General features: G+C 69.0%; 22 protein-coding genes. 13 read left to right on the top strand and 9 right to left on the bottom strand.

The window, feature by feature from the left end; genetic code table 11:
* The 3 genes from ON34_RS33260 to ON34_RS33250 form a co-directional block, all read left to right on the top strand.
* Positions 1–150: DUF779 domain-containing protein (locus ON34_RS33260; RefSeq protein ID WP_157172590.1), on the top strand; the 150-nt coding region annotated here is incomplete at its 5' end.
* Positions 151–336: 186 nt separating this feature from the next.
* Positions 337–1,746 (top strand): MDR family MFS transporter, encoded by a 1,410-nt coding sequence (locus tag ON34_RS33255; protein ID WP_040787344.1) that lies wholly within the window; start codon positions 337–339, stop codon positions 1,744–1,746.
* A 49-nt stretch (positions 1,747–1,795) separates the two neighbouring features.
* A complete protein-coding gene (locus ON34_RS33250; protein ID WP_085997185.1) occupies positions 1,796–2,200 on the top strand; it encodes a DUF4345 family protein in 405 nt (134 codons plus the stop codon).
* A gap of 6 nt (positions 2,201–2,206) precedes the next feature.
* On the opposite strand, the gene ON34_RS33245 is transcribed toward ON34_RS33250, so the two are convergent.
* A complete protein-coding gene (locus ON34_RS33245) occupies positions 2,207–3,640 on the bottom strand; it encodes an amino acid permease (RefSeq protein WP_040787343.1) in 1,434 nt (477 codons plus the stop codon).
* Positions 3,641–3,842: 202 nt separating this feature from the next.
* Between ON34_RS33245 and ON34_RS33240 the strand changes: the two genes are divergently transcribed.
* Positions 3,843–5,030 (top strand): serine hydrolase domain-containing protein, encoded by a 1,188-nt coding sequence (locus tag ON34_RS33240; protein WP_040787340.1) that lies wholly within the window; start codon positions 3,843–3,845, stop codon positions 5,028–5,030.
* A gap of 67 nt (positions 5,031–5,097) precedes the next feature.
* Positions 5,098–6,090, top strand: a complete 993-nt coding sequence (locus tag ON34_RS33235) for an LLM class flavin-dependent oxidoreductase (RefSeq protein WP_040787338.1) — start codon at positions 5,098–5,100, stop codon at positions 6,088–6,090.
* 8 nt (positions 6,091–6,098) lie between these two features.
* On the opposite strand, the gene ON34_RS33230 is transcribed toward ON34_RS33235, so the two are convergent.
* Positions 6,099–6,926 carry an NADPH-dependent oxidoreductase gene (locus tag ON34_RS33230; protein WP_040787335.1) on the bottom strand — a complete coding sequence of 276 codons (828 nt, stop codon included), beginning with the start codon at positions 6,924–6,926 and terminating at the stop codon, positions 6,099–6,101.
* Positions 6,927–7,037: 111 nt separating this feature from the next.
* On the opposite strand from ON34_RS33230, the gene ON34_RS33225 reads away from it, so the two are divergent.
* Positions 7,038–7,799, top strand: a complete 762-nt coding sequence (locus tag ON34_RS33225) for a siderophore-interacting protein (protein ID WP_040787333.1) — start codon at positions 7,038–7,040, stop codon at positions 7,797–7,799.
* A gap of 76 nt (positions 7,800–7,875) precedes the next feature.
* Here ON34_RS33225 and ON34_RS33220 read toward each other — a convergent pair whose 3' ends face one another.
* The 6 genes from ON34_RS33220 to ON34_RS33195 form a co-directional block, all read right to left on the bottom strand.
* Positions 7,876–8,496 (bottom strand): HD domain-containing protein, encoded by a 621-nt coding sequence (locus tag ON34_RS33220; protein ID WP_245548312.1) that lies wholly within the window; start codon positions 8,494–8,496, stop codon positions 7,876–7,878.
* 140 nt (positions 8,497–8,636) lie between these two features.
* Positions 8,637–9,581 (bottom strand): GlxA family transcriptional regulator, encoded by a 945-nt coding sequence (locus ON34_RS33215; RefSeq protein WP_040787509.1) that lies wholly within the window; start codon positions 9,579–9,581, stop codon positions 8,637–8,639.
* 335 nt (positions 9,582–9,916) lie between these two features.
* Positions 9,917–10,969 carry an ABC transporter substrate-binding protein gene (locus ON34_RS33210; protein ID WP_040787505.1) on the bottom strand — a complete coding sequence of 351 codons (1,053 nt, stop codon included), beginning with the start codon at positions 10,967–10,969 and terminating at the stop codon, positions 9,917–9,919.
* Between the two features lie 2 nt (positions 10,970–10,971).
* Positions 10,972–11,859, bottom strand: coding sequence for an ABC transporter permease (locus tag ON34_RS33205; RefSeq protein WP_040787329.1), 888 nt, complete (start codon positions 11,857–11,859; stop codon positions 10,972–10,974).
* The gene (locus ON34_RS33200; RefSeq protein WP_040787327.1) at positions 11,849–12,655 is read right to left on the bottom strand and encodes an ABC transporter ATP-binding protein; all 807 of its coding nucleotides are present in this window, start codon (positions 12,653–12,655) and stop codon (positions 11,849–11,851) included. Before ON34_RS33200 ends, ON34_RS33205 begins: the two co-directional genes overlap by 11 nt.
* Before the next feature lie 204 nt (positions 12,656–12,859).
* Positions 12,860–13,240: a hypothetical protein gene (locus ON34_RS33195; RefSeq protein ID WP_040787325.1), complete on the bottom strand. Its 381-nt coding sequence runs from the start codon at positions 13,238–13,240 to the stop codon at positions 12,860–12,862.
* A 246-nt stretch (positions 13,241–13,486) separates the two neighbouring features.
* Here ON34_RS33195 and ON34_RS33190 point away from each other — a divergent pair, with 246 nt between their 5' ends.
* Both ON34_RS33190 and ON34_RS33185 read left to right on the top strand, forming a co-directional pair.
* A complete protein-coding gene (locus tag ON34_RS33190) occupies positions 13,487–15,175 on the top strand; it encodes an ATP-binding protein (protein WP_174372100.1) in 1,689 nt (562 codons plus the stop codon).
* Positions 15,157–15,831, top strand: coding sequence for a response regulator transcription factor (locus tag ON34_RS33185; protein WP_040787323.1), 675 nt, complete (start codon positions 15,157–15,159; stop codon positions 15,829–15,831). The genes ON34_RS33190 and ON34_RS33185 overlap by 19 nt, the downstream gene beginning before the upstream one ends.
* A gap of 19 nt (positions 15,832–15,850) precedes the next feature.
* On the opposite strand, the gene ON34_RS33180 is transcribed toward ON34_RS33185, so the two are convergent.
* Positions 15,851–16,432, bottom strand: a complete 582-nt coding sequence (locus tag ON34_RS33180; RefSeq protein WP_040787320.1) for a carboxymuconolactone decarboxylase family protein — start codon at positions 16,430–16,432, stop codon at positions 15,851–15,853.
* A 59-nt stretch (positions 16,433–16,491) separates the two neighbouring features.
* Here ON34_RS33180 and ON34_RS33175 point away from each other — a divergent pair, with 59 nt between their 5' ends.
* The 5 genes from ON34_RS33175 to ON34_RS33155 all read left to right on the top strand — a co-directional run bounded on the left by ON34_RS33175 (position 16,492) and on the right by ON34_RS33155 (position 21,931).
* Positions 16,492–16,857 (top strand): winged helix-turn-helix transcriptional regulator, encoded by a 366-nt coding sequence (locus tag ON34_RS33175; protein ID WP_040787317.1) that lies wholly within the window; start codon positions 16,492–16,494, stop codon positions 16,855–16,857.
* Positions 16,858–16,977: 120 nt separating this feature from the next.
* Positions 16,978–18,030, top strand: coding sequence for a Gfo/Idh/MocA family protein (locus ON34_RS33170; RefSeq protein ID WP_040787314.1), 1,053 nt, complete (start codon positions 16,978–16,980; stop codon positions 18,028–18,030).
* A gap of 202 nt (positions 18,031–18,232) precedes the next feature.
* Complete coding sequence (locus ON34_RS33165; protein ID WP_040787312.1) at positions 18,233–19,123, top strand: bile acid:sodium symporter family protein; 891 nt, start codon at positions 18,233–18,235, stop codon at positions 19,121–19,123.
* An 85-nt stretch (positions 19,124–19,208) separates the two neighbouring features.
* Positions 19,209–21,077 carry a serine/threonine-protein kinase gene (locus ON34_RS33160; protein WP_040787309.1) on the top strand — a complete coding sequence of 623 codons (1,869 nt, stop codon included), beginning with the start codon at positions 19,209–19,211 and terminating at the stop codon, positions 21,075–21,077.
* Positions 21,078–21,151: 74 nt separating this feature from the next.
* Positions 21,152–21,931: a M50 family metallopeptidase gene (locus tag ON34_RS33155; protein ID WP_040787306.1), complete on the top strand. Its 780-nt coding sequence runs from the start codon at positions 21,152–21,154 to the stop codon at positions 21,929–21,931.
* Positions 21,932–22,044: the final 113 nt, after the last annotated feature.

Raw genomic sequence — 22,044 nt, 5'->3', positions numbered from 1 at the left:
GTCGACGTGGTGCCGGGACGCGGCAGCGGGTTCTCCCTGGAAGCGCCCGAAGGCGTGCGCTTCCTGATCCGGTCGCGGCTGCTCACCGACGAGGAAGTGGCTTTCCTCGACGCGCGTCCGCCACGAACCGGGGCCGACCAGCCCCGATGAGCGGGGCACCGGCCTGCTGCGGGATACGGCAGCAAGCCGGTGCACCGACCGGGCTGCTCACCGAAACGCCGCCTCGGTGAGCAGCCCGCCCTTCCCCGCCGCGGCACGAAAAATTCCATGCGGGAATAACTGGAGAGCGGATACGGTCGTCCGAGGTGATTAGAGAAGCGAACGAGAGGGGCCACGGTGGCGACCGAGACTGTGACGGCTTCTGTCGGGCTCCGCTCCGAACGGGGCGCCATCCTCGGCTCGCTGATGCTGGCAACCGGGCTGGTCGCGCTCGATTCCACGGTCATCGCCACGGCGGTACTGACCATCACCGACAGTCTCGGTGGTTTCGCGCAATTCCCCTGGCTGTTCTCGGTCTACCTGCTGGCGCAAGCGGTGACGGTGCCGATCTACGGCAAGCTCGCCGACACCGTCGGCCGTAAACCGGTGATCCTGTTCGGGATCGCGATGTTCGCGGTGGGTTCGCTGCTGTGCGGGGTGGCGACCAGCATGCTCGCGCTGATCGTGTTCCGCGCCGTGCAGGGCATCGGCGCCGGTGCGATCCAGCCGATGACGATGACCATCGCCGGTGACCTGTACACGCTGTCCGAGCGCGCCAGGGTGCAGGGCTATCTGGCCAGCGTGTGGGCCATGTCGAGCGTGGCGGGTCCGCTGCTGGGCGGCCTGTTCGCCGAATACGTCAGCTGGCGCTGGATCTTCCTGATCAACCTTCCGCTCGCCGCGCTCGCCTGCTGGATGCTGGTGCGCAGCTTCACCGAGAGCGCGCCGCGGCGCACGCAGCGCGTCGACTACCTCGGCGCGGCCCTGCTCACCCTCGGGGCGGGCGCGCTGATCCTCGGACTGCTCGAGGGCGGTCAGGCGTGGGCGTGGTCCTCCCCCACCAGCATCGGGATCTTCGGCGGCGGCGTGCTCGTGCTCGTGCTGTTCGGGCTGGTGGAGCGCGGCGCGGAGAATCCGATCCTTCCGCTGTGGGTGTTCACCCGCCGCGTGGTGATCGCCAGCAGCCTGGTGTCCGTGCTGATCGGAGCGGTTTTGCTCGGGTTGACCTCCTATGTCCCGACGTTCACCCAGGGCGTGCTCGGCACCGGCGCGCTCGTCGCGGGGCTCACGGTGGGCGCGCTCACCCTCGGGTGGCCGCTGGCCGCCTCGCAGGCCGGGAAGGTGTACCTGCGCGTGGGCTTTCGCACGAGCGCCCTGATCGGCAGCGGACTGGCCGCGCTCGGAGCCGCCAGCACGCTGCTGATCACGCAGGACTCGACGCTGTGGCAGGTCGCCGCATCCTGTTTCGTGATCGGCACCGGCATGGGCCTGGTCGCCACGCCGACCTTGATCGCGGCGCAGACCAGCGCCGAATGGACCGAGCGCGGCGTGGTCACCTCGGCCAATATGTTCGCCCGGTCGATCGGCAGCGCGGTGGGCGTGGCGGTGTTCGGGGCGATCGTGAACGCCAGGGTGGGTCACGCCGATCACCCGCAGCCCGCGGCGCTCGCCTCGGCGGTGCACCTGGTTTTCGGCACCATCGCGGCGATGGCGGTGGTGATGGTGCTCGCGTCGGCCATGATGCCGAGCCGCTCGTCGAGCGACTGACGCGCGAAGTTAGCCGGTTTTCGGAAGTTCGCCCGATACCCTCCGAAGCATGCTGGGCTTCCTGACCGAACCGGACTTGGAGGAAACAGTGGCGATAGCAGTCTGCGCGATCATCGGGGTGTGCTTTCTGGGAATGGGCGGCTACGCGCTGGGTGCGCCCGCCGCGCTGATCCGGCCGTTCGGCGTCCAGCTCACCGAACCACCGGCACGCTATGAGGTGCGCGCCGTATACGGCGGGTTCGGCGTGGCGATGGCGGCCGTGCTCGCCGTGGCCGCGGTGGACCTCGGATCACTGCGCACCGGGATCATGGTCGCCGTCGGCGCCGCCCTCGCGGGCATGGCTCTCGGCCGAGTCGTCTCCGCCATGCTCGACGAGCGAACGGCCTTCTATCCCAACTGGTTCTACTTCGGAGTGGAGGCGATCGGCGCCACCGCGCTGTTCCTCACGGTGTAGCGGGGTCTAGCGCACCACGGATTCGCTTGTCGCGCTGGACTTGCCGAGCTTGTCGAGCAGAAGATAGCCGCCCGACACCAGCACCGCCCACACGACGCCGACGACGACAGCGGTGCGGCCGCTCTCGGTGAACAGAAGCAGCACCACGACCAAACCGAGGAACGCCAGCGCCAGCACCGTGGTGTAGGGCGCGGCGGGAAGCCGGTAGTCGCTCGCGGGCAGCTCCCCGCGGGCGACTTTGGCGCGGTAGAGCAGATGGCACACCAGGATGACACCCCAGACGAAGATGATGCCGATCGTCGACACCGAGGTGATGTAGGCGAACGCCTTGTCCGGGGAGATGACGTTGACGATCACGCCGATCACCATCGCCGCCGCCGACGCGGTGATGCCGGCGTAGGGCACCGCGTTCGGGCTCAGTTTGCTGAGCCGGGCGGGCGCCTCGCCGTGCAGTGACAGGGTGCGCAGCATGCGGCCGGTCGAGTAGATGCCCGAGTTGCACGACGACAGCGCCGCGGTGAGCAGCACGAAGTTGACGATGCCTGCCGCGCCGGGAATGCCGATCTGCTCGAACACCTCCACGAACGGGCTCTTGCCCGCGTGGAAGTTACGCCAACTGGACACCGACATGATCACCACCAGCGCACCGACATAGAACAAGCCGATCCGGAACGGCAGCGTGTTGATCGCCTTACGCAAGGTCTTGCGCGGCTCGCGCGCTTCCCCCGCGGTGACGCCGACCAGTTCGACACCGACATAGGCGAACAGCACGATCTGCAGCACCAGCAGCGACTGGCCGATGCCGTTGGGGAACACGCCGCCGTCGGCCCACAGGTTGGTGACGGTCGGGTCGGCCGCGTGGCCGAATCCGAACAGCAGCACACCGATGCCGAGCAGGATCATGCCGACGATCGCGGTGACCTTGATGGTGGAGAACCAGAACTCGCCCTCGCCGAACAGCCGCACGGAGATCAGGTTGGCCGCGAACATCACCGCGAGCACGACCAGCGCGGTGATCCACGGTGCGATGTCGAACCAGTACTCCACGTACTTGCCCGCCACGGTGATCTCGGCCATGCAGGTGGCCACCCACACCGCCCAGTACGACCAGCCGGTCACGAAACCCGCGAAGCGGCCGAGGAATTCGTGGGCGTACTCCGCGAAGCTGCCCGAGATCGGGCGGTAGGTCAGCAGTTCGCCGAGCGCACGCATGATCACGAAGATGGCCAGGCCAGCGGCCAGGTAGGCCAGGATCAGCCCGGGACCGGCCTGCTCGATGGCACCGCCTGCGCCGTAGAACAGGCCGGTGCCGATCGCGCCGCCGATGGCGATCATCTGGATGGTGCGCGGGTTCAGGCCCCGTGCGTAGCCTTCCGAGTCGCCGCGGTCGGCCGGGTCGAGCGGTCCCGCGTCCGGACGATGACGGTCGGAAGTTGTCATGCGGCGGTCCTTCCCCTCGCTGAGCGGCGACGCGGTCGTCGGTCGCCGCGCCGAACACGTTCTCGGAGCATCGCGGGTTCGGCATGAATCAGCCCGTCACGCTACCGCGCCGCGCGGAGGCGCCCTGCTGCCGGGCGGCGGATTTCTACCGGATCGGACATTCCGCATGCCATCATCGGTGCGATACCGATGAGAACCTGTCATGACTGAACAACCCACGCGGCGGCCGCGACCGCGTCGCTACGCCCTCCGCATTGTCGTCGCCGTGATCGCGGTCCTCGCCGTCCTCGTAGGCGCGGCGTTCGCGACGACGAATGTCCTGCGCATTCCCGCGCCGCCGACCTTGCTGAACCTCATGGTCGACCCGCCCTCCACCCAGGGCGCGCTGTTCGAGAGCAGGACGGTGGCCGCTTCCGCCACACCGCGTCCCCTGCCGCTCGCGACGCGTCCGCTGCCGGAGCGGATCCCGTGGAAGGGCGCGCAGGTCTCGGTCGGCGACTTCCTCCGCATCACGCACACCAATTCGTTCCTGGTTCTGCGCGGCGGCGCCCTGACCCACGAGTGGTATCGCGACGGCGTCGCGGCGACCACGCGTCAGTCCTCGTGGTCGGTGGCGAAGTCGATCGTGTCGTTGCTCACGGGCCGGGCCATCGATGCCGGGAAGCTCCGCGAAGACGATCGCCTGGTGGACCTCCTGCCCGAGCTGGCCACCGGCGGCCCCTACGACCGCGTCACCATCCGCGATCTGCTGGACATGGCCTCCGGCGTCGACGTCTCGGAGAACTACAACAAATACCTGCCGCTGACCGGCACCGCCCGCATGTATCTCACCGAGGACCTGGCCGGATTCGTCCGCGAGCACCGGGGCCTTCGATTCGAGCCCGGCAGTGCGGGCCAGTACCGCAGTGTGGACACCCAACTGCTCGGCATGGCGGTGGCGAAAGTCGAGAGGATGCCGCTGGGTGAGGTGTTGCAGCGCGACATCTGGGGTCCGATCGGCGCGCAGGACGACGCGCTATGGAACCTCGACCGCGCGGGCGGGCAGGAGAAAGCGTTCTGCTGCCTGAACGCCACCGCTCGCGATTTCGCCAAGATCGGCCAGCTGGTGCTGGACGGCGGACGCGCGGGCGATGCGCAGATCGTGCCGCCCGCGTGGATCGAGCGCATCCGCACCCCGGCTCCGCACCAGGTCGGCGAGTGGCGTTACAGCGCGCAGTGGTGGCATCCGACCGGCGGGGACGGCGCCGACCTCACCGCCGTCGGGGTGTACGGACAGTACGTCTATGTCGACCCGCCCAGCGGCACGGTCATCGTCAAGCTCAGCGACCACGGGACCACGCAGGACGAGCAGGAGACCGTCGAGGTGTTCCGCGCGATCGCGCGCGGCTGAGGCGGCCGCGAAATAGACCGGACACGCGGGGCGTTGGGAGTGGGCATCGGCACTCTGGAGGAGACCCATGATCGACGTCCCGTTGTCCGTACTGGATCTCGCGCCGGTGCAGTCCGGCCGCACCGTCGGCGAGGGGCTCGACGCGACCACCGAGTTGGCGCGGCGCACCGAGGCTTCGGGGTATCACCGGTTCTGGGTCGCCGAACACCACAACATGCCGGGCATCGCCAGTTCGGCGCCTAGCGTGCTGCTCGCCCACTTGGCGGCCGCCACCTCGACCATCCGGGTCGGTTCCGGCGGGGTGATGCTGCCCAACCACGCTCCGCTGGTGGTCGCCGAGCAGTTCGGAACCCTGCACGCGCTGCACCCGGGACGCGTCGACCTGGGCATCGGACGCGCGCCGGGGACCGACCAGGCGACCGCCCGCGCGCTGCGGCGGACCGAGAACGGGTTGTCGGCGGAGTCGTTCCCCCAGGAACTGGCCGCTTTGCTGGGCTACTTCAGCGGCGCTGATCCCGGTGGCATCGCCGCGACGCCGGGCCGCGGCGAGGAGCCGGAGATCTGGCTGCTCGGCTCCAGCGGCTACAGCGCGCAGGTCGCGGCCGTACTGGGCCTGCCGTTCGCCTTCGCCCACCACATCGCCCCCGATAACACCGAGCCCGCGCTGGCGCTGTACCGCGAGCATTTCCGGCCCTCGGACCGGTTGCCGCGCCCGCACGCGATGGTGGCGGTCGCCGCCATCTGCGCCGATACCGACGAGCGCGCCGAAACCCTCGCCCGACCCCGCGACCTGGCGTTCCTGAATCTGATCCGCGGCACACCGCAGGCTCTGGCGACGCCGGAGGAGGCCGCCGCGTTCGAACCGTCGGAGCACGAGCGCGCGTTCATCCGACAGCGCAGGGCCGGGCAACTGCTCGGCTCGCCGGAGACGGTGCGCGCTCAGCTCACCGACCTGCTGCGGCGCACCGAGGCCGACGAGCTGATGATCAACACACTGGTCTACGACATCGACGATCGCGCCCGTTCCTTCGAATTGATCAAGGAGAAGGTCGCCGCGTAAGAACTGGATCAGTGCAGCCGGAAGCCGTGGTTGGTCAGCGATTCGCGCAGCCGGTGCCTGCCGTTGAGGCTGGCCGCCGACGCGAGCCGGGCCAGCACGCGTTCGGTCCAGGAGTGCGAGAGTTGTTGCTCGGCATAGAATTCCGCGATCCGGGCCTCGTACTCGGCCACATGCGCACGCTGGGCTGCCAGATCGTAGGTCTCCCGGTGCAGGACGGCCGCCTGCGGCAGACGGGGCTTCACCCGGGTGTCCTCGGCGGGATCGGGATGACCGACCACCAAGCCGAAGACGGCGAACACCTGGGGCGGCAAGGCCAGCTCGGCCGCGACCTCCTCCGGCTTGTTGCGCAGCGCGCCGATGTAGACGGTGCCGAGCCCGAGGGATTCCGCGGCGACCACCGCGTTCTGCGCCGCGAGTGCGGCATCGATGAAGCCGACATAGCTCGACTCGAGATAGTCCGCGCCGTCCAGCGGCGCGCCGCGGTCGTCGGCGAGCTGGCGCAGTCGCGCGAAATCGGCCGTCCACACCAGCAGCACCGGCGCCTGCACGATATGGGCCTGATCGCCGGCGAGCGCGGCCAAGCGGGCCTTGCGTCGCGGGTCGCGCACCGCGATGACGCTCCAGACCTGCAGATTCGACGAGGTCGGCGCGGACTGCGCCGCGGAGCTCAGCAGGCGCAGCGTGGCGTCGGGCACCGGGTCGGGCAGGTAGCGGCGCACCGAGCGATGCTCGTGCAGCACCTGCAGCACCTGGTTCCACTGCGGGGGCTCGACCGGCTCGGAATCGCGGTAGCGCTGCTGCACGGCATGGGTCGGTGTCGGCACGAACTGCGTCATGCTCGTCATCCTCGCTGCCCAGCGGCGCGCCGTCAGCGGTTGCCCGCAGCGTGAGCCGAACGCGGGTAAGTTAGTAAGGCAATCCTAATTACTTTCTTTTCGGAGGTTCTCTTGGCCCGCCCTCGCACCACCCTCACCGTGCAACGCACCGAGTGGCTGACCCCGCATCTGATCCGGGTCCATCTCGGCGGCCCCGGCTTCGACGCGTTCCGGCCCAGCGAACACACCGACTCGTATGTGAAGTTCATATTCCCGCGCGACGGGATCGAGGTGTTGCGCACCTACACCGTCCGCTCGGTGGACCCGGTCGCCCGGGAGATCGCCGTGGATTTCGTCTTCCACGGCGCGGAGGGAATCGCGGGACCGTGGGCGGCCGCCGTCCAGCCGGGCGACACCATCGACCTGTACGGTCCGGGCGGCGCGTACTCGCCCCGCCCGGACGCCGACTGGCACCTGCTGGCCGGTGACGAGGCGGCGCTGCCCGCGATCGCGGCCGCGCTCGAGGCGATGCCGGGCGACGCGACCGGGTTCGCGTTCGTCGAGGTCGCCGGTCCGGACGACGAACTGCCGCTGAAGAAGCCGGACGGCGTCGAGTTGACCTGGCTGCATCGCGGCGTCCGCCCGCCCGGTGAGCTGCTCGCCGAGACCGTCCGCCAGGCGCCCTGGGCGCAAGGGCAGGTGCAGGTGTTCATTCACGGCGAGGCCAAGTCGGTCATGCAGGACCTGCGCCGCTATGTGCGCAACGAGCGCGGAGTTCCCGCCGAGTGGGCGTCGTCGATCTCCGGCTATTGGCGTCTCGGCCGCACCGAGGAAGGCTTCCGGGAGTGGAAGGCCGAACTCAACGCGGCCGAGGCGGCAGCGGCCAACGGCTGAACCGGCGCTGGTGGGCGTCCTGCGGACGCCCACAACAACCTTTGTTGCACAGGTGTTTTCGGCATAAACGATGCGCTCAGTCGCCCCAGCCGCTCTGCGCCAGAATCCCCTCCCAGGTCAACGACGGCAGCTCGGGGTGGCGCTGCCGCAGGATGACACCGGCCAAGCTCCCTGGCGGCGCTTTCTGCGGCTTCGCCAGGGCTTGCGCTTCCAGGACGTCACCGAGCGCGCGGCTGCCGCCCAGCCGCGGATACGCGCGGTGCACCAGGTCGGCGAAGCCGGGCGGCAAATCGGTCGGCGCGCCACCGATGTCGAGACCGATGCCGTCCACGGCGATCCAGGTTTCCGGCGGCCTGCGGCGGCGCCACACCGGCGAGTCGGTGAAGCCCGCGGTGTGCGCGGCGATCGCGTCCCAGATCGTGTCCACCCTGGCATCGGTGACACCGTTGTCCTCCAGGAATCGCGCGGCGAAGTCGGCGCCATCAATCTCGAATTTCTGGTCGCCGTTGGCGATGTCGGCCAAGCCGATGTCGTGCAGCGCGCAGATGAGGTACATGGTCTCCTCGTCATAGTCGACACCGGGCCGGATGCCCTGCTGTTCGGCGAGGGCGCGTCCGAAGAGGAAGCCGCGCATGCTGTGGTTGCGCAAGAGTGGCGAAAGCCGGGTGGTGATCAGTTCGCCAACCTTGCCCGCCACGGCCGCGACTGGAATGCTCAACGAAAGCTGTTGTGCCGTAGCTATTTTCGCAGTGACAGTGAATGCGCTCGCAGCAAAGCCAGCGCCCAGCGCGGCACGGCGTGATATCGACATGGTCGACTCCCTGGTGAGTGGTGCGATCAGCGCGCGGGCGCGCGGAAACGCCTGCGGTAGTCGCTCGGCGACGTGCCGAGCGATTCGACGAAAGTCCGGCGCATCGTCTCCTCGGAGCCGAACCCGCAGCGGCGGGCGACCACCGCCATCGGCTCATCACCGGATTCGAGCAGCGCCTGCGCGGCCTCGAGCCGGGCTTGTTTGACATAGCGCCCCGGCGTCATGCCGATTTCCTGCTGGAACAACCGGCTCAAATGACGCTCGCTCAACGCGGCGCGGGCCGCCATCGCCGCCAGGCTGTGGTCCGCGCACAGGTCGGCGATCACCGCGTCCACCACCTGGCGCAGACCGCCGGCGCGCGGGGTCGGGATGCTGGTACGCACGCTGAACTGCGACTGCCCACCCGGCCGGTGCAGGAATACGACGAGGTGCTTGGCCAAATTGCGCGCGAGTTCGGCCCCGTGCTGCTCCTCGACGAGCGCCAAGGCCATGTCGATGCCCGCGGTGACGCCCGCCGACGTGATGATCGGGCCGTCCCGCACATAGATGGCGTCGGCGTCGACCTGGACGCGCGGAAACCGCTGGGCGAGTTCGGCGCAGGCCAGCCAGTGCGTGGTGGCGCGCCGACCGTCGAGCAGTCCCGCTTCCGCGAGCACGAACGCACCCGTGCACACCGACGCCACCCGGCGAGCGGCGCCGCCGATCGCGCGCACCGCGTCCACGAGTGCGTCCGGAACACGATCTTCGGGCGCGTACCCCGGCACCAACAGGGTTTCGATCGTTCCGCCCAATTCGCTGAGCGCACCATCGACCCCCAGCGGCACTCCCACGTCGGTGCGCACGGCCGCGCCGTCCGGCGAGGCGAACCGGATCCGGTGCCCAGCCCAATGCAGCACCTGCACCGGCCCGGCGACGTCGAGCATCAGCACACCGTCCGACACCGCGACCACGACGTCACCACCTGCCTGCATGAACCCAGTCTCGAGGCAGCGGGCCATGTCGGCAAGGACAGGTGCCCCACAGATCCAGACATGCTACGCCATAGAGTCCATGCACCCGCGCCTACTGGCATTGCGTTCGTGGTACAGGTCTCGGGCAGGTCCATGCGGTGATCGTGTCGTCACCTCCGACCCGGACGACTCGACCGCGCTCGATCCTGCTGTGCGGCTGGTGGTGGTCTAGCCCTACCCGGGCCGTGAGGTTTCCGGTGGCACGATGGCCGCTCACATCGACTCGTCCTAGGGCACACCGATGACCGGGCGGACTGGATCACAGTCGCCCGGCCATCGGGTTCCGCTGCGGCGCGCTACTGTCGCGGCGCGCGCAACGCCTCCTCCACGAACTGCGTGGTGTAGGTCTTGGACAGGTCGATGCGGTCGCGCACGGGACGCACATTCTTCGAGTACTTCCCGAGGATGTCCAGCACGTTCTGTGCGCCTTCCGGTTTCATCAGGCCGTCGCCGTTGAACATGCCGATCGAGTCGCGGATCGACTGGACGTAGAGGTCCTTGCCCGCGCTGGCGTACTGCGGGGGCATCTTCGCCGCGATCTCCTCCGGGGTGTGCGTCTTGATCCATTGCAGCGTCTGCACGAACGCGGCGGCGAGTTTGCGCACGATCTCCGGGTGGGCGTCGATGGTCGCGCAGCTCATGTACAGCGAGGTCGCCGGATACAGCCCGCCGAGGGCGGCCCTCGTCCCCGCCTCGGTGCGCATGTCGACCAGGATCCGTGCCTCGCCGGAGTTCACCATCTGCGCCACGGTCGGGTCGGTGGTCATGCCCGCGTCGATGCCGTCGTGGTTCATGCCCGCGATGAACGTCTGGCCCGCACCGACTTTCACCCGGGTGTAGTCGGCGGTGGTCATGCCCTCCTGGCCGGTGAGCGCCTGGGTGAGGAAGTCGGTCGAGGAACCGAGCGAGGTCACGCCGAGCTTCCTGCCGCGCAGATCGGCGACCGAGGTGATGGCGGCCGCGTCGGCCTTCGACACCAGTTCGACCTCGCCCGGCACGTCCGACATCTGCACCACCGAGCGGATGCACTGGTCTTTGGCCTGCAAGTCGATGGTGTGGTCGTAGAACCCGACCACGCCCTGCACGTCACCGGTGAGCAACGCGGTTTCGGCGTTGGCGCCGGACTGCTCGCCGAGCAGCTTCACGTCGATGTCGTTGCTGTGGAAGAAGCCCAGCTGCTGGGTGAGCATGGCGGGCAGGTAGATCACCTTCTCCAGCCCGCCCACCATGATCGTGATCTGCGGGCGGCCGTCGGCCATCGGAATGGTGCGGGAGTCCCGGCATCCGGTGGTCAGCAGCAGCGCCGCGATCGCGACGACGACGAGCGCCCAATGCTTGCGATGCGTCATGATCAGATCCCGTGGTTCGACGTCGCCTGCGACGGCCGCCATTTCAGCAACCGGTTCTCCGCCATGCCGATGCCCCACTCCGCGATCAGCGCGATCACGGTGATGATGATCATGCCCGCGTAGATGCCCGCCGAGTCGAAGGTGCCCTGCGCGTTGCTGATCAGCAGTCCCAAACCTTTGCTCGCGCCCGCGTATTCGCCCACCACGGCGCCGATCAGGGCGAAGCCGAAGGCGGTGTGCAGGCTGGACAGGATCCAGGTGGTCGCGCTCGGCAGCACGATCGACACCAGCACCTGCCTGCGGCTGGCGCCGAGGATGCGGGCGTTGTTGATGACGTTGCCGTCCACCTCGCGCGCCCCGGTGAACGCGTTGAAGAACACCGCGAAGAACACCAGCACCACCACCGTCGCCACCTTCGAGCTCAGCCCGAGGCCGAACCAGATGATGAACAGCGAGGCGAGCACGATGCGCGGAACCGCGTTGAGCGCCTTGATGAACGGCGCGAGCACCTCGGCCCAGTACCGGCTGCGGCCGAGCAGCACGCCGAGCACCACACCGGCCACCGTGCCGATGGCGAAGCCGAGCACGGCTTCCTGCACCGTGGTGTAGATCTGCAGCCAGATCGAGCCGAACTGGGTGCCCTCGGTGAACCATTCGACCAGCCGCGCCCAGATCAGCGACGGCTTGGAGTAGAAGAACGGGTCGATCCACACCGTCGCGGTGAGCTCCCACGCGCCGAGCCAGAGGGCGACCAGCGCAGCGCGCAGCCCCCAGGTGCGCAGACGGGCGCGGCGGGCGTTCGTCCGCACTCTGGCCAGAATCTGCTCTTCGGTCTCGTTCTCCACCACCGGCGTCGCGGCGGCGTCGGCGACCAGCACGTCATGCGACACGGGAGGCTCCCTTCGCCCGGGCTGCCTCGACCTGGTCGCGCAGCGTTTCCCAGATTTCCTTGTAGATGTCGCGGAACTCGGCGGTCAGCCGCACGTCCTCGACGCTGCGCGGCCGCGAGAGCCCGACCGGGAAGTCACCGCAGACGGTGGCCGGGCTCGCGGTCATGACGACCACCCGGTCGGCGAGCACGATCGCCTCCTCCAGATCGTGGGTGACGAAGATGACCGCCGCGTTGGTGCCCGCCCAGACCCGCAGCAGCTCGTCCTGCATGAGCTGGCGGGTCTGCACGTCCAGGGCGCTGAACGGCTCGTCCATCAGCAGGATCTCCGGCTCGTTGACCAGCGTCTGCGCCAGCGCGACGCGCTTGCGCATACCGCCGGACAGCTGGTGCGGGTAGTAACGCTCGAACCCGGCCAAACCGACCTTGCGCACCCACGCCGACGCCTTCTCGCGCGCCTCGGCTTTCGACGCGCCGCGCAGGCGCGGACCGAGCGCGACGTTGTCCAGCACGCTCTTCCACGGCAGCACCGCGTCCTGCTGGAACATGTAGCCGATGCCGTCCGGGATGCCGTTGACGTCCTCGCCGCGCACCAGCGTCCGCCCGGCCGAGGCCGGTTCCAGCCCGGACACCAGCGAGAGCGTGGTGGACTTGCCGCATCCGGTCGGGCCGACGACGGCGACGAATTCGCCGGGGCGCACCTCGAGGTTCAAATTCCGCACGGCGGTGTGGATTCCACCGCCGGTGCCGGGGAAGCGCTTGGTCGCGCTCCGCAGCTCGATGAGTGATTGCGTCATTGCTTCCTACTCCTGCGAGATCGGGATAGGGCGACCGTACGTGTCCCGGGTCACATCGAGGAGCTTGTGCGCACAACCTCCAGAAACACTGGGATTCGCCGGTTTTGCGCGTTCTGCTCACACCTCGTGGGTGTCCAACGGCCGCGGCCGGACGAATTCCCCTAAGCCGCGCGGGATCGAGCAGGGCAAGAGGCGCGGCATAAGTTATGCGGGCAATTCCATGAGCTGCGCATTGCCGCGGGCGGTGAGGAAATCCAGGAGACAGGTGCGCGGCATCCCCATCCCGGACAGATGACCGGCGAGCGTCACGACCATCTGCGCTCCCGAGCGGCGGCACGCGTGCACGAGCTCGACGAACGCCTGCGGAACCGACCAGGTCTGCGGTGACGGCTCATGGAATACCGCCCCGAACTCATAGCCGTGCTCACCAGCGAATGCCTCCAGCTGGGCAGCGCACCGGGCGGCTTCCGAAGCCGTCAGTAAATCCAAGCGAAGATAGCCGTACATCAGCGGACGAACCCTCGTGTCACCGGCCGGCTCGATATCCCCCGAATTGCTGTTCCATTTACTCATGGTGTCGCTCATGACTGTGTAGTGGATCGGTGGTGGATGATGCAGCGTGAGTATTCAGTTCGGCCCGGAGAAGTGCTTCGTCGCGCTTCGCGACTCGATGAGTGATTGCGCCATTGCCCACTGCTCGAGATCGGGATAAGACCACCGTATGTGTCCCGCGTCACAACCAGGAGCTTGTGCGCACAATCGCCACATACACGGAATTCGCCGATTTGGCGCATTCTGCTCACGCTGTGCCATGTGGTCTATGCTGCGGCTATGGCCACTGAGCGCTCGCGGGCCGTGCGGTTGCGGACACAGGTTTTGCTCTTGCAGATCGTGGTCGTCACGCTGACGCTCGGTGTCGCGTTCGCGGTGTTCGGCTACCTCAGCGATCAGCGGTTACGCGATACCTACGGGCAGCGCGCGCTGGCCATCGCGCGCACGGTCGCCGCCGACCCGGTGGTGCGCCGGGAGGTAGGCCGGTACGCACCGGGTACGACCAGCAACGATCCCGCGACATACCAGGAACTCGCCGCGGGTCCCCTGGAGCGGCTGGCCGTGGACGCTACCCTGCGAAACCAGGCGTTGTTCGTGGTGATCGTCGATGACGCGGGCATCCGCCTCGCACATCCGGACCCCGCCCGGCTCGCCGAGCACGTCAGCACCGACCCGTCCGAAGCGCTCGCCGGACAGGAGACGATCACCGAGGCACGCGGCACGCTCGGCGACTCGGTACGCGCGAAGGTACCTGTACGCGCCCCCGACTCCGAGCAGGTGGTCGGCGCGGTGAGCGTCGGCATCTCCACCGACGCGGTGCACGACCAACTGCTGGACGATCTGCGCACCGCGGGCGCGCTGGTCGGCGCGGCGCTGCTGGTCGGCATCGTGGGCTCGGTCCTGCTCGCCCGGCGGTGGCGCGGGCTGACGCTGGGGCTGGAGCCGGACGAGCTCGCCGAACTGGTGCGCGGCCAGGCCGCGGTGCTGCACGGCATCGGCGGCGGCGTGCTCGCCGTCGACGCGTCCTGGCGCACGACCTTCGTCAACGACGAGGCGCGCAGGCTGCTCGGCATCGCACCCGCCATCGGACGACCGGTGGACGAGATCGGGCTGACCCCACGGGTGCTGGAGGCGTTCCGCAACCTGGACGAACAGCCCGCCTCCGCGACGGTCGGCTCGCATATCGTGATCGTCTCGGCGCGGCGGGTCAGCCGGGACGGGCGCGATCTCGGCGCGGTGCTCACCGTGCGCGACCGCACCGACGTGGAGTCGCTGACCAGGCAGCTGGACGCGGTGCAGTCGATGAGCACGGTGCTGCGTGCCCAGCGGCACGAATTCTCCAACAAAATGCACCTGATCAGCGGCCTTCTGCACAGCAGACGCGTCGAGGAGGCGTCCCGATCGATCGACGAGCTGATCGGCGCCGGCCCGCTCGGCCCGGCGACACCGGGCATCGACGCCATCCACGACGCGTACCTGCAGGCGTTCCTGGCCGCCAAGGCGGCGCACGCCAGGGAGAGCGGCGTCGAACTCGTGCTCGGACCCAACACCTGGGTGGAGGGCAGCCTCGCCGATCCGGTGGACGTGACGACCGTCCTCGGCAACCTGCTGGACAACGCGATGGAGGCCGTCCGCGATCGTGGCCGCCCGATCCGTCAGGTGGAAGTCGAACTGGTACAAGAGGATTCGACCTTGCACATCGCCGTCGCCGACAGCGGCGACGGCGTGGCGCCGGAGCTGGTCGACACGCTGTTCACCGAGGGGATCTCGACCCGCCCGGACCAGGGCGTACCCGGCGGGCGCGGAGTGGGGCTGGCGCTGATCCGCCAGATCGCGCGCGCCCACGGCGGCGACGTGCGCCTGTCCAGCCCCGGCGGCGGGCAGCCGCCGCTGACCGGCGCCGAATTCATCGCCCGCATACCCGGAGTGCTCGCCGACAGCGAGGTGCCATGGCCACAACCGCTCTGACCGTCCTGGTCGTCGACGACGATTTCCGGGTCGCCAACCTGCACGCCGGAATCGTCGAGTCCATCGCGGGCTTCACCGTGGCGGGCACCGCCAACACCCTCGCCGCCGCGCGGGAACTCGTCGCGGCAGGACCGATCGATCTCGCCCTGGTGGACGTCTACCTGCCGGATGGGTCCGGCATCGATTTCGTCCGCGAAATCCATTGCGACGCCATGATGCTCACCGCATCAACGGAGAGCGACGCGGTGCGGGCGGCGATCGCGGCGGGTGCGCTGGCCTATCTGATCAAGCCTTTTCCGCACACCGAACTGGCCGCGCGGCTGGCCGCGTACGCCCGCTACCGGCGCATCCTCGCCGCACCGCAGATCGACAACACCCGGGTGGCCGCCGCGCTGCACGCACTGCGTCCCGCCGCCACCACGACCGCGTCCGCCACGGTGGCGTCCTCCCCCACGAAAGATCTTGTCCTGCAATGCATTCACGAGGCGGGCGTTCCGCTGTCCGCTGGTGAGGTGGCCACCGCCATCGGCGTCTCCCGCGCCACCGCCCAACGCTACCTCGCCGCCCTCGTCTCGAGCGGCGCCGTGCGCATGCGCCTGCGCTACGGCAGCACCGGACGCCCCGAGCAGGAGTACTCGGCGGCGCCCCAACGCTGAACGAACCGTGCGCCCTCGTTCACGCGGTGCGGACGGGGAATCGCCGTGCCCACGGCTCGTGGGGCGTACGCGCGGCGTTGAGCACGGAGCTGAGCAGGCGATACCAGCCCGCGATGGTGACGAGTTCGAGGATCTGATCGTCGCCGTAGCGTGCGGTGAGTTCCGGCCACAGGTCATCGGAGATGTCCGCGGTGTCGTGCAGTTCGTCGGCGAGCCGCACGAGCACGGCGTCCTGCGGCGACCACACCGGGTCGTCGGCGGCAGCGGTCGCGGTGGCGTCGGTTTGCTCGACGGTCACACCCACCTCGGGCGCCTGGACCACGGCGTGCACACCCCACTCGTACTCCGCGCCTGCCCTGGCGCAGACGCGATGGATGACGATTTCGCGGTCGCGCGGCGGGACGCGACCGTGACCGAGGATGCCCGCTCCGAGCGGACGCATGCGGCCGAACAGTTCCTCGTGGATCGCGAGGGTGCGGAACAGCGCCAGCGGTTCGACCGCCGCACCGGTCGGCATCCATTTGAGCAGCTGTTCCTCCACGCCGGGCGGGTACGGCGGGCTCAGCGGCGCGATGCGAGGGCGGGCTTGTTTCGCTGTCATGGTTCGGGCCTCTCGATGTCGGTATCCTTGCTTCGAAAATCAGAGCAAGGACGGTGACGATGGTAGCTTCGGAATCCGAAGCAGACAAGGTGCCCGCGGTCGGCTCCCCGGTGCGCGGCTCGCGCTCGGGACGCCCGATCATGGTGCTGCTGGATCTGCTCGGCAGACGGTGGACGCTCCGGATGCTGTGGGAACTGCGTGACGGACGCGCGGTCACCTTTCGCGAGTTGCAGGCGCGCTGCGATGGCGTGTCGGCCAGCGTGCTCAACGATCGGCTGCGCGAATTGCGTGCGGCGCGGATCGTCGTCGCGGGAAACAGCGGGTATCACCTCAGCGGCGACGGGGTGGATCTGGTGGCCGCGCTCGCCCCGCTACAGGATTGGGTGCGGCGTTGGACCGACGAAGCCGGGGACGAACCGACCTGAGCTTCCGCCACAATCGTCCATATCCTGCGGTCGCGCGCCCACGGCGCGCTCCGCGCAAGCGCCACAGGCGGGGTCGGCAAGACGACCGCAGCGTTCATCCGGCGACGGTAGCGTCACGGTATGAGCATCCTCGACGTCGCCATTGTGGGCTTTGGCTTGGCCGGGTCGGTGTTCCACGCACCGCTGATCGCCGCCGAGCCTCGGATGCGGGTGGCGGCGGTGGTCACCTCGTCAGCCGAACGCGCCGAGCTAGCGCGGCGCGAGCACCCTGGCGTGCGCGTGGTCTCGCACGCCGAGGAGCTGTTCGCCGCGCCGACCGGGATCGATCTGGTCGTGATCGCGACGCCCAACCGCACGCACGCGCCGCTGGCCGGGCAGGCGCTCGACGCCGGATTGCCGGTGGTGGTGGACAAACCGTTCGCGGTGTCGGTGGCCGACGCCGAAGATCTCGTCGTGCGAGCGGAGCGGTCCGGGCTCGCGCTGTCGGTCTTCCAGAACCGGCGCTGGGACGGCGACTTCCGTACCGTGCGCGAACTCGTGCGGACCGGAAAACTCGGCGTGGTGCGCCGTTTCGAGTCGCGGTTCGAGCGCTGGCGCCCGGTCCCCAAAGGCGGCTGGCGGGAGATCGGCTCCGACGACGAGGGCGCGGGCATCCTGCTCGACCTCGGCAGCCACCTGGTGGACCAAGCCGTGACGCTGTTCGGCCCGGTGCGCTCGGTGTACTGCGAACTCGACCGGCGGCGCGAGACGATCACCACCGACGACGACGCGTTCGTCGCGCTCACCCACACCAGCGGTGTACGGTCCCATCTCTGGATGAATGCCGTCGCCCCGCAACCCGGCCCGCGCTTCCGGGTACTCGGCTCCGAAGCCGGTTACGTCACCTACGGGCTCGACCCGCAGGAAAACGCGCTGCGGTCCGGCCGCCGCCCCGACGACGGATTGCCCTGGGGCACAGTCGAATCCGAACGCTGGGGCGTTCTGGGCACCGAACCGGACTTCGCGCCGCTACCCACAGAGCCGGGCGACTACCCCGCGTTCTACTCCGCGATGGCCGCCGCCGTACTCGACGGCGCGCCGGTTCCGGTGGACCCGCGCGACGCTGTCACCACCGTGCGCCTGTTGGCGAAGGCGCGCGAGTCGGCCGCCGCCGGTGTGACCGTCACCGCCTGACCGGGACTGGTCGCCCGTACTCGTCGGCGCACCTGTTCCGATCGATCCGCCCCGCACCGCGCTCCGTCTTCTGGCGAAGGCACGGCCGCCGCCGGTGTGACCGTCACCGCCCGACCAGAGCTGGCAACCCCCGCCGGGAGTCGATAACGTCGATCCCCGGGTCGACCCGGCCGGGCGGCCCGTCGGCGGAGAGGAGATCCGTATGGGTTCAACGGTTTTCGCGGTGTTCCTGCCGCTGGCCCTGGCCTTGGTGATGTTCGGGCTCGGATTGACCCTGACGGTGGACGATTTCGCGCGGGTGCTGCGGTATCCGAAGGCGGCGCTGATCGCGCTGGTGTGCCAGATGGTGGTGCTGCCCGCACTGTGCCTGGGCATGGTCTACCTGTTCGGCCTCGACGGCGCGCTGGCCGTGGGCATGATGCTGCTCGCCGCTTCGCCGGGCGGGCCGTCGGCCAATCTGTTCAGCCACATCGCCGGCGGCAACGTCGCGCTGAACATCACGCTGACGGCGATCAATTCGGTGCTCGCGGTGTTCACCATGCCGGTGGTGGTCGCGCTGGCCTACACGTTGTTCCTGGACGGCGACGGATCGCTTGGACTGCGTCCGGACAAGTTCGCGCAGGTCTTCGCCATCGTGCTGGTGCCCGTCGCGATCGGCATGGTGGTGCACCGGCGGTTCCAGGCGTGGTCGCAGCGGATGCGCGGCACGGTCAAGATCCTGTCCATCGTGGTGCTCGCGCTCGTGGTCGCCGCGGCGGTGGGCAAGAACTTCGAGACGCTCACCGAGAACATCGGCACGCTGGCCTCGATCTGCCTGTCCTTCGCGGTGATCAGTCTGACCATCGGCTACTTCGTGCCCCGGTTGTTCCGGGTGGACACCGATCAGGCGATCGCTTCGGCCATGGAGATCGGCATCCATAACGGGGCGATCGCGATCGCCGTCGCCGCTTCGGTTCTGCACGAGGACGCGATGGCCGTGCCGGGCGCGGTATACGGCGTGCTGATGAACATACCCGCGGCGCTCGCGGCATATCTGCTGGCCAGGCGCGCGCGGCGGGACCGGAGCACGCCGCAGCCCAGCATGGCGAGTTAGTGGCGATTCCGGGCGATCCGGACACGGGCGCGCCCACTGAGTAGCCTTTCGGAGGGTCGAGGCCATTCGAAGGGAGCCAGCAGCGATGCAACCGCTCGGTGCGAGCGATCCGACGCGGATCGGCGACTATCGGCTGCTCGGTGTGCTAGGCGCGGGCGGCATGGGCCGGGTCTATCTGGGGCGCAATGCGGGCGGGCGCACCGTTGCGGTCAAGGTGATCCGCCCGGACATGATCGACGCCGAATTCCGCGCGCGCTTCCGGCGCGAGGTCACCGCGGCGCGCCGGGTCGGCGGACGGTTCACCGCACCGGTGCTCGACGCCGACGTCGACGCCGAACCACCCTGGCTGGCCACCGGTTATGTGGCTGGTTTCGCACTGGCCGACGCGGTCGACACCTATGGTCCGTTCACCGAGAACTCGCTGCTCGTGCTGGCGCACGGGCTGGTCGAGGCGCTGATGGGGGTCCATCGGGCGGGCGTGGTGCACCGCGACCTCAAACCGTCGAATGTCCTGCTGGCCCTGGACGGCCCGAAGGTGATCGATTTCGGCATCGCCCGCGCCATCGAGGACAGCAAGCTCACCACGACCGGAAAGGTCATCGGTTCACCGGGATTCATGTGCCCGGAGCAGGTGACCGGCGATCCGATCGGTCCGCCCGCGGACATTTTCTCGCTCGGCGGCGTGCTCGTGTTCGCGGCGACCGGTCACGGGCCGTTCGGCGTCGGCGAGACGATGCAGATGCTGTGGCGGGTGGTGTACGAGCAACCCCAGCTCGACGACGTTCCGGAACGCTTGCGTCCGCTGGTGGCGGCCTGCCTGACCAAGGACGCCGCGGCGCGCCCGACCCTGGACCAGCTGCTCACCCAGCTGACCGCCCTCGGCATCCCCGATCGCGGCGGCTGGCTGCCCGGCCCACTGCTGGAACAGGTCAGCAGACGCGCGATAGAACTGCTCGACCTGGACTCCGGAACGCTCGACCAGCTGGACCCCACTCCCCTCGGTCCGCTGGACCGGCCGAAGTCAGCGACACCCGCTTCGGTCGATCAGCCGCACTCTCCGACGCCCCGCCCGGACTCTCCGACCCCCGCTCCGATCGACCGGCCGCACTCTCCGACACCCGGTTCCATCGACCGGCCGCACTCTCCGACGCCCGGTCCGGTCAACTGGCCGCACTCTCCAGCACCCGGCTCGATCCACGGGCCGGACCGTATGACGCCCGGCTCGGCGGATCCGGCACGCACCGCCGACACCATTGCTCGCCCGACGACTCCCCCACCGCATACCCGGAGCGGCAGCGCAGAGCATTCCGCGCCGACACGAACATGGCAACCAGGCCCGCACCCCTCCCCCGCATTCGGGCACCCTCCCGTCGGGCAGCCGACTTCCCCACCCGCCCAACAGCCTTCGCAGTTCGGGCATGCGCAGGCATCCACTCCGCGCCGCGCGATCCTGATTGCGGCCGCTCTCGTGGTCGCTGTCGCCGTCGCGGTAGCGGCCTTCGCGGTCGGCGCCCAGCTGCGCGGCAGCGACTCGACCGCGGCCACCGCCACCCATTCCACAGAGGCGGTCACCACGACCGCGGCGGCCCGAACGCTGACCGGTTCTCCCGTCACAACGGTGCCCACAGCGTTCGTCGGCGAATGGCGCGGGGTTGCCCGCGACGCTCTCGCCACGTTCGACATCGTGCTGACCATCCGCGACGGCGCTGTCGGTGAAGAAGTGGCGCAGTCGTCGAACACCGGCAAGCTGTCCGGCCAGCGCTGCGAACGCACCGAGCGGCTGACCGGCGCCACCGAGACTCAGATCGCATTCGTCGCACGCCTGTCCGGCGGCTCCTCCAGCTGCTGGGACGACGGCTCCGCCTCGACCGCCACGCTGCGGCCTGATGGTTCGCTGTCCTACATCACTTCGGGCGGGGTCGGCAATATCGAGGGTGTGCTCCGCAAGAGTTGAGGGGTCGGAGCCGGTGGTGCGGCCGGGAACGCTTGCCCGAGCGCGGGCGTGGGCGGGGCGGTTAAGGTGCGGCGGTGGATAGAGCGGAATTTGTCGAGCGCGGTGCCTCCATCGCCGACCGTCTGACGACGACGCAAGCGCAACCGCCGTGGTGGCTGGTGGCGGCGGCCGCGGTAGCCGCGCTCGTGCTGGTGGGTTACACACCGATCTGGCGGTTCACCCGCAACATCGTCACCATCGCGCACGAAGGCGGGCATGCCGTGGTCGCTTTGCTGACCGGACGGAAGCTCAACAGCATCCGGCTGCATTCCGACACGTCGGGCCTGACGGTGTCGAGTGGAAAGCCCTATGGCTTCGGCATGATCCTCACGACGATGGCGGGTTATCCGGCGCCGCCGCTGCTGGGCCTCGGATTCGCCGCGCTGCTCGGCGCGAGCCGGATCACGCTGATGCTCTGGACCGCGATCGCGCTGCTGGCCGCGCTCTTGATCAAGATCAGGAACATCTACGGCGGCATCACCGTGCTCGGTCTCGGCGGGCTGGTCTTCGCGGTGTCCTGGTTCGGAACCGACACATTGCAGGCGGGTTTCGCGTACCTGGGCGCGTGGTTCCTGCTGTTCGCCGGGGCACGCCCGGTGGTCGAGCTGCAACGCAGCCGCTCGCGCCAGCAGCGGTCCCGGTATCACGAGGTCGACTCCGATGCCGATCAACTCGCGCGGCTCACTCGGCTGCCCGGCCTGCTGTGGGTTTTCGTGTTCGGCGCGATCGCGGTGGGTTCGCTGCTGGTCGGCGCGGGACTGCTGATCTCCGACATCGCCGAACTCGGCCTGCCGAACGCGTCCTCCGGTTCCTGATCCGCGCCGACCGTCGCGCGGCGGAGGGCGATCAGCTGGGTTAGGCTCGAATCCCGCCCTGTGCCGCCGCCCCTCCGGCGGCGGCACATCGCCGAGCACAGTCGCTTCGGGCG

The organism is Nocardia pneumoniae NBRC 100136 (genome assembly GCF_000308755.1).
Lineage (GTDB): Bacteria > Actinomycetota > Actinomycetes > Mycobacteriales > Mycobacteriaceae > Nocardia > Nocardia pneumoniae.
The sequence above is the reverse complement of the archived record's forward strand: the minus strand, read 5'-3'. Positions and strand labels throughout refer to the sequence as shown.